This window comes from Mesorhizobium sp. M1A.F.Ca.IN.020.06.1.1, assembly GCF_004023265.1.
GTDB lineage: Bacteria > Pseudomonadota > Alphaproteobacteria > Rhizobiales > Rhizobiaceae > Mesorhizobium.
This window is the reverse complement of the sequence record NZ_RZSR01000251.1, coordinates 1-6680: the sequence shown is the minus strand read 5'-3', so window position 1 is coordinate 6680 and position 6680 is coordinate 1. Positions and strand designations below refer to the sequence as shown.

The 6680-nt window shown below is 65.0% G+C and carries 7 protein-coding genes; 4 read left to right on the top strand and 3 right to left on the bottom strand.

Annotation, left to right across the window (positions count from 1 at the left end):
- From EOA60_RS13515 to nhaA, 4 genes are all read left to right on the top strand, one after another.
- On the top strand, positions 1–1006 hold a 1006-nt coding region (locus tag EOA60_RS13515), incomplete at its 5' end, for an ATP-dependent helicase C-terminal domain-containing protein (RefSeq protein WP_281060742.1).
- Between the two features lie 257 nt (positions 1007–1263).
- Positions 1264–2589: an ActS/PrrB/RegB family redox-sensitive histidine kinase gene (locus EOA60_RS13510; RefSeq protein ID WP_095824307.1), complete on the top strand. Its 1326-nt coding sequence runs from the start codon at positions 1264–1266 to the stop codon at positions 2587–2589.
- A gap of 107 nt (positions 2590–2696) precedes the next feature.
- Positions 2697–3260 (top strand): ActR/PrrA/RegA family redox response regulator transcription factor, encoded by a 564-nt coding sequence (locus EOA60_RS13505; protein WP_040974834.1) that lies wholly within the window; start codon positions 2697–2699, stop codon positions 3258–3260.
- Positions 3261–3530: 270 nt separating this feature from the next.
- Positions 3531–4721, top strand: a complete 1191-nt coding sequence (gene nhaA, locus EOA60_RS13500; RefSeq protein ID WP_067324294.1) for a Na+/H+ antiporter NhaA — start codon at positions 3531–3533, stop codon at positions 4719–4721.
- Between the two features lie 58 nt (positions 4722–4779).
- On the opposite strand, the gene EOA60_RS13495 is transcribed toward nhaA, so the two are convergent.
- From EOA60_RS13495 to EOA60_RS13485, 3 genes are all read right to left on the bottom strand, one after another.
- On the bottom strand, positions 4780–5280 hold the full coding sequence (locus EOA60_RS13495; protein WP_164746772.1) for an MmcB family DNA repair protein: 501 nt from the start codon (positions 5278–5280) through the stop codon (positions 4780–4782).
- Between the two features lie 421 nt (positions 5281–5701).
- On the bottom strand, positions 5702–6097 hold the full coding sequence (locus EOA60_RS38970) for a hypothetical protein (protein WP_245432947.1): 396 nt from the start codon (positions 6095–6097) through the stop codon (positions 5702–5704).
- A 188-nt stretch (positions 6098–6285) separates the two neighbouring features.
- Positions 6286–6618 carry a DUF1330 domain-containing protein gene (locus EOA60_RS13485; protein ID WP_245479209.1) on the bottom strand — a complete coding sequence of 111 codons (333 nt, stop codon included), beginning with the start codon at positions 6616–6618 and terminating at the stop codon, positions 6286–6288.
- Between the last annotated feature and the right edge of the window lie 62 nt (positions 6619–6680).

The window sequence follows — 6680 nt, the reverse complement described above, 5'->3', positions numbered from 1 at the left end:
CATGTGCGCGAGCCGCACGGGCAGAGCGAGCTTGCGCATCGCCGCGCCCGGCGCCTTGCTGATCCATGCCTGGCCGGATCGTGTCGCCAGAGCCCGCGGCGAGCGCGGCCGCTTCGTGCTCGCCAACGGTTCCGGCGCGATGGTCGATGCTGCCGATCCACTTGCCGGCGAGAGCTGGCAGGTCGTCGCCGATCTGCAGGGCAAGGCGCAGAATGCCCGTATCACCGCCGCCGCGCCCGTCGACGAGGCCCTTATCCGCACCGCGCTTGCCGACCGCATCGAGACGAAGCGCGAGACGAGTTTCGACCGCGAGCGCCGCGTCGTGCGCGTGCGCGAGACCGCTCGCCTTGGCGCCATCACCCTTTCCGAGCGCATGCTGCCCGCACCTTCCGGTGCCGAGGCCGATCGGGCCATGCTGGACGCCCTGCGCGAGCACCGCCTGTCGCTGCTCGACTGGGGCAAGGAGGCGGAAACGCTGCGCCAGCGGCTCGGCTGGCTCTATCGCGGCCTCGGTTCTCCCTGGCCCGACGTCTCGGACCAGGCGCTTCTCGACCGTCTCGACGACTGGTTGCTGCCTTTCCTTGCCGGCGAGGCCTCCTTCGCGGCGATCAGGCCGACGGCGCTTGCGGCGGGGCTGATGTCGCTGGTCCCGCACGACCTGCAGCGCGAGGTCGACGCGCTGGCGCCGACCCATTTCGACGCGCCCTCGGGCAGCCATGTGCCGATCCGCTATGACGGCGAATGGCCGGTGCTGGCGATCCGCGTGCAGGAGCTGTTCGGTCTCGATCGCCATCCTTCGATCGCTGGCGGTAGGGTGCCGCTGACTCTGGAGCTCTTGTCGCCGGCGCACCGCCCGATCCAGACGACGCGCGATCTGCCCGGCTTCTGGCGCGGCTCGTGGGCGGATGTGCGCACCGATATGCGCGGCCGCTATCCCAAGCATGTCTGGCCGGAAAACCCGCTGCTGGCGGCCGCCACCAGCCGCGCCAAGCCGCGCGGGACATAGGTTCGTGCCGCTTTCGGCGGGCCATTCGCGTTAGTGGGCAACGCGCGTTGGCGATTGGCGCAAACGCCCATCACTTCGTCATCCTAGGGCCTGCGATCCGCTTCGCGTCGCTCCGCCCGTGGATGACGAAATCGCGAGGGGCCTCGGCCAATCATCAAGCCCTCATGATGGTGAACCGAAACAACGGCCGCTGACCGGTCAAGTCGCCGTCACAGCGCTACTAGCGCTCACCCTCCTGCGGCTATAATCGTAAGTCGATGATCAATATTCTGCGCGCGCCCGATTCCCAGCAGAGCCAGCGGCTGCGGCTCAACACGCTGATCCGCCTGCGCTGGCTGGCCATCGTCGGCCAGAGCATGGCGGTGCTTGTCGTCGCCTACGGGCTGAAATTCCCGCTTCCGGTCTCGCTGTGCTTCGCGCTGATTGCCTGCTCGGCCTGGATGAACCTCTGGCTCACCTTCCGCTATCCCGCGGCGCATCGGCTGACCCCGCTCTCGGCCTTCGTCATCCTTACCATCGACAGCCTGCAGCTCGCCGGCCTGCTCTATATGACTGGCGGCCTGACCAATCCGTTCTCGGTCCTGCTCTCGGTGCCCGTCGTCATTTCCGCCGCGTCGCTGCCGCTGCGCCTCACCGCGGTGCTCGGCGCGCTGGTTATCGCGGCGGCCACGCTGCTTGTGTTCTTCCATCTGCCGCTGCCCTGGTACGAAGGCGCGCCGCTGTCGATGCCCTTCATCTATGTCGCCGGCATGTGGATGGCGGTGTTCGCCTCGATCGCCTTCACCGCGATTTACGCCTTCCGCGTCGCGGCCGAGGCACGCCTGCTCGCCAACGCGCTCGCCGCCACCGAGCTGGTGCTGCAGCGCGAGCAGCATCTTTCGGCGCTCGACGGCCTCGCGGCGGCCGCCGCGCATGAGCTCGGCACGCCTTTGGCCACCATCACCGTCGTCGCCAAGGAAATGGAAAAGGCGCTGGGAGAAGATCCGAAATTCAGCGAGGACGTGAAGCTGCTGCGCTCGCAAAGCGAGCGTTGCCGCGAGATTTTGAAGCGGCTGACCAGCCTGTCCTCGGAAGGCGAGGCGCATCTTTCGCGCCTGCCGCTGACCTCGCTGGTCGAGGAAGTGACGGCGCCGCACCGCGACTTCGGCATCTCGATCCGGCTGCGCCCCGGCGAGCGCATCGGCCCGGAGCCGGTCGGGCAGCGCAGCCCCGGCGTCATCTACGGGCTCGGCAATCTGGTCGAGAACGCCGTCGACTTCGCCAAGAACACGGTCACCGTCAGCTGGAACTGGGACGGTGAGGAGGTCTCCTTCTCGATCATTGACGACGGGCCGGGCTTCCCGCCGGAAATCATCGACCGCATCGGCGAGCCCTATATGTCGACGCGCCAGGGGACGGAGGCCGGCGGCGGCCTCGGGCTCGGGCTTTTCATCGCCAAGACGTTGCTGGAGCGCTCGGGCGCGACGATCGATTTTCGCAATTCGAGCGGGCTCGGCGAGGGGGCGGTGGTGCAGATCACCTGGCCTCGCGGCGTCTTCCTCAATCCCGAGCATGCCCCGGGCACCGCATTCGACAATGCGTGAGCCTATGCATTTGGCGCATGGCAGCTTTGTTGCCGGGTGTAAAAATTGGACATTGCTGTTGCAGAATTGTATCTGCGTAAAAGTAAGGCAGTAGGATGCTGACGCAAATGAGCGCAGAAGAACCCACCGGCGCAATGGTAGAAGGCGAGGACACCTCGCTGCTGATCGTCGACGACGACAAGCCATTTCTCACCCGGCTTGCCCGCGCCATGGAAACCAGGGGCTTCGCGGTCGAGACGGCGGAAAGCGTGGAAGAGGCCGTCGCCAAGGCGCGCGCCCGCCCGCCGGCCTATGCGGTGGTCGACATGCGGCTCGGCGACGGCAACGGCCTCGACGTGGTCGCCGCCATCCGCGAGAAGCGCGACGATTCCCGCACCATCATCCTGACCGGCTACGGCAACATCGCCACCGCGGTGACGGCGGTGAAGCTCGGCGCTGTCGACTACCTGTCGAAGCCCGCCGATGCCGACGACGTCTTCGCCGCGCTGACCCGCACCGCGGGCGAGCGGGCAGCACCCCCGGAAAACCCAATGTCGGCCGACCGCGTGCGCTGGGAACATATCCAGCGCGTCTATGAAATGTGCGACCGCAACGTCTCCGAGACCGCGCGCCGGCTCAACATGCACCGGCGCACCCTGCAGCGGATTCTGGCAAAGCGGGCGCCGCGGTAACCTGCTTAAACGCGCGTACGGTGCTGCCGATGGCGAGTGTCGAAGGCAGCGCTGGCTGCCGCCTAGCAACGCTGGCGATTGGCGAAAACCGCGATGAGAGCGCCCCTCTCCCCGTCATACGGGGAGAGGATGCCGGCAGACAGGTGAGGGGCGGCGCCGGCGCTTGCAAGGAGGGCGACGGTGGCCGACCGGTCCATTGCTTGCCCCGTCGTGCGCGTTTGAGCATCATCGCGAAGGACACCGGCCGGCGGGCCATGTGACGGAGGGGGCATGCGCGACGAGCGGCCGAAATCGATGCTTCGCGAATTCCTCGACGGCGAGGCGGCCGGCGGCATCATCCTGATGGCGGCCGCCGCCCTTGCGCTCATCGTCGCAAACTCGCCGCTCGCCGAAACCTATTTCGCCGCCCTCCACGCCTATCTCGGTCCGCTCAGCGTCTCGCACTGGGTGAATGACGGGCTTATGGCGGTGTTCTTCCTGCTGGTCGGGCTGGAGATCAAGCGCGAGATGCTGGACGGCCAGCTCTCAACCTGGCCGCGCCGCGTGCTGCCGGGCATCGCCGCGGCCGGCGGCATGGTGTTTCCGGCGCTGGTCTATGTCTTGATCAACCGCGACAACCAGGCGGCGCTTTCCGGCTGGGCGATCCCCACCGCCACCGACATCGCCTTCGCGCTCGGCGTGCTGTCGCTGCTCGGCAGCCGCGTGCCGGCCTCGCTTAAAGTGTTTCTTACCGCTTTGGCCATCATCGACGATCTCGGCGCCGTCATCATCATCGCGCTGTTCTACACCAGCGGCCTGTCGCTCGCCTATCTCGGCGCCGCCTTCGCGGTCATCGCCGTATTGATCGTACTCAACCGCATGCGGGTGATGAACCTCTTGCCCTATCTCGTACTCGGCGCGGCGCTTTGGGTGCTGGTGCTGAAGTCGGGCGTGCATGCGACGCTTGCCGGCGTGGCGCTGGCGCTCACCATCCCGCTCGAGCGTTCGCCCGCCATCGGTCACGACGTCGAACACTCGCCGCTGCACCGGCTGGAACATGGCCTGCACAAGCTCGTGCCCTTCATCGTCATCCCGATCTTCGGCTTCGCCAATGCCGGCGTCTCGCTCGGCGGCCTGAGCGTTGCCGCGCTGGTCGAGCCTCTGACGCTCGGCGTCGCCGCCGGCCTCGTCGTCGGCAAGCTGGTCGGCGTCTTCGGCGCCTCGGTTCTCGCCATCCGGCTCGGCCTCGCCGACCTGCCGGCCAATGCTGGCTGGCTGCATATGATCGGCATTTCGCTTCTTTGTGGCATCGGCTTCACCATGAGCCTGTTCATCGGCCTGCTCGCCTTCGCCAATGACGCGGCCCTTCAGGACGCGGTAAAGGTCGGCATACTCGCCGGCTCGCTGATCGCCGCGCTGGTCGGCGCGGCGGTGCTGCTGATGGCGCCAGCGACGGGTGGGGCGGAAGAGGATGTGGAGTAGGCCAGACCGCAACGCCCCGTTCCTCTCCCCGCCTTCGCGGGGGGCGAGGACATGGGTGCTATTCACTCTCGCCATCCAGCGCCGGCACCGCCACGCCGGCAAGCTCCGCCGCCAAGAGCCGCGCCGCGCCGGCGCGGGCGATCCTGAGCATCAATGCCTTGCGCGTCGCGGCCGCGATGCGGTGCTCCGGCGCCTCGCGCAAGATCTCCGCGCCATAGCCGTCGGAGAGGATGAAGCCGCATTCCTCCGGAAAGATTTCCGCGGGCACGCCGGGATGGGTGGCGAAGAAGAAGCGGTCGGCATGCAGCCGGTAGTCCGGCCATTTGCGATCGACGCGAAAATCCTCGATCGAGGATTTGATCTCGATGATCCAGATGTCGCCCTGCCGGGTCAGCGCGACAAGATCGGCCCGCCGGCCGGTGGCCAGGGATAGCTCTGGCAGCACATGCGCGCCCATTTGGGTCAGCAGACGCTGCACGCCGCGCCGCACCAGCATGGCGCGCTCCGACTGGCGGCCGTCGATCAGCGGGTTGAGGGGAATCGCGGAAACGATAGGCATGGCAGGCACCATGCCAGATTTTGTTCACGGTTTGAACACGATATTAAAGGGCGATTGTATATTTGACAGACCCAGACGCACAATTAATTCGGGAACCGAATTGGGTTCCGGTATGTTGACCACTATCGCCGGTAACGACCCAACGGACATCGGCGGCTGAGAGACAGCGATCTAGCGCTCCCGTCTGCATAAGACCGGAGCCACGCTATGTCTCCCAACAATCCCCATCGCGCGCTTTATTCCAATCAGGACAGCATTCTAATCGCCAGATCGAGAGAGTATATCGAACGCTCACGACGGCGGCTCATAGAAACCGAACCGTTGCTCGATCCTCACCGGATGCGTCACCCCACACAGGATCGGGATATCGCCAGCATCCTGCGCGGCACTTGGTGGAAGTCTTATGATGACGACCAAGGGGCTAGCGAGGCTTCTTTCCCGCTTTCTCGTCGTGCTTAGGCGGCGGCGGGGACTTTGCCACTTTCTTAATCGCCGCGTTCAACGGCTCTTCGGAATCGACGGTTTCAATCTCCCGCGCCAGTTCGCGGAACTTCTCAACTTGACTCTTTTCAGCGGGTTTGCCTGACATTGCAGAATGCACCTTTGCTTTATTGACGAGAGTGGTAGCCCGCCCAAACCCTGCCGCGTGGGCAATAGGCCCTATTTTGTCACAGCCGGTCTTATCATGCATGAGGCCCAATGGCATGGCATTGCAGACGAAGTGCGCAGGATAAAGACCAAATATGGCGTCACAGGCGAAATCAAATGGCGCTATTTCGGCCCAGATAACACGGACCCGGGCAACTCCGTCGCCCACCTAACGAGGGCGAAAGGCGCGGGCGGTTATATATTTCACAGACCACCGCAACACTTGAGAGTGTTGCTACCCTGCTGCATCCGCAGTATGAACCCCAAAAAAATCCTAAGCCGAACGCAATCAGCGTTACAGGCCAATCGGTGATCGCCCAAGTAATGCCGATGATTGACGCTTCATTGTAGAGCGCCTCATCCAGCCTCCCCCAGATCCCCTTCGAAGATGAGCAGCACGCGGTTCGACGCCTGCAGCGCAAACCGCTTCGCTTCCGGGTCGTCATAGCAGGCCTTGGCAGCTTCCAATGACGGGAATTGGACGACGATCACCCGACCGGCATCGCGCGCCTCCACCAGCAGGGGCGGCACTTTCGAAGGATTGCTGCGTGCCTGATACTTCTCGCCGATGGGCTTCCAAAGCCTGGCGTATTCGGCTTGCGCTTCCTGATCCGAAATCTCGGTGCCGACGATGAGCCAGTATCCCTTTACGGGTGGAGCACTCCTGCCGAGGATTTGTTTCTGGCTCAAGAGCTAAGATAGAGATCGGATACTTGTCTAGCTCCGGTCGGCGACTTCACGCCGCCCCCGCC

Excerpts from the sequence above, each read along its gene's own strand:
- EOA60_RS13495 (WP_164746772.1), bottom strand. The coding sequence starts at position 5,280 with ATGCCTATCGTTTCCGCGATTCCCCTCAACCCGCTGATCGACGGCCGC.
- EOA60_RS13510 (WP_095824307.1), top strand. The coding sequence starts at position 1,264 with ATGATCAATATTCTGCGCGCGCCCGATTCCCAGCAGAGCCAGCGGCTG.
- EOA60_RS13505 (WP_040974834.1), top strand. The coding sequence starts at position 2,697 with ATGAGCGCAGAAGAACCCACCGGCGCAATGGTAGAAGGCGAGGACACC.
- nhaA (WP_067324294.1), top strand. The coding sequence starts at position 3,531 with ATGCGCGACGAGCGGCCGAAATCGATGCTTCGCGAATTCCTCGACGGC.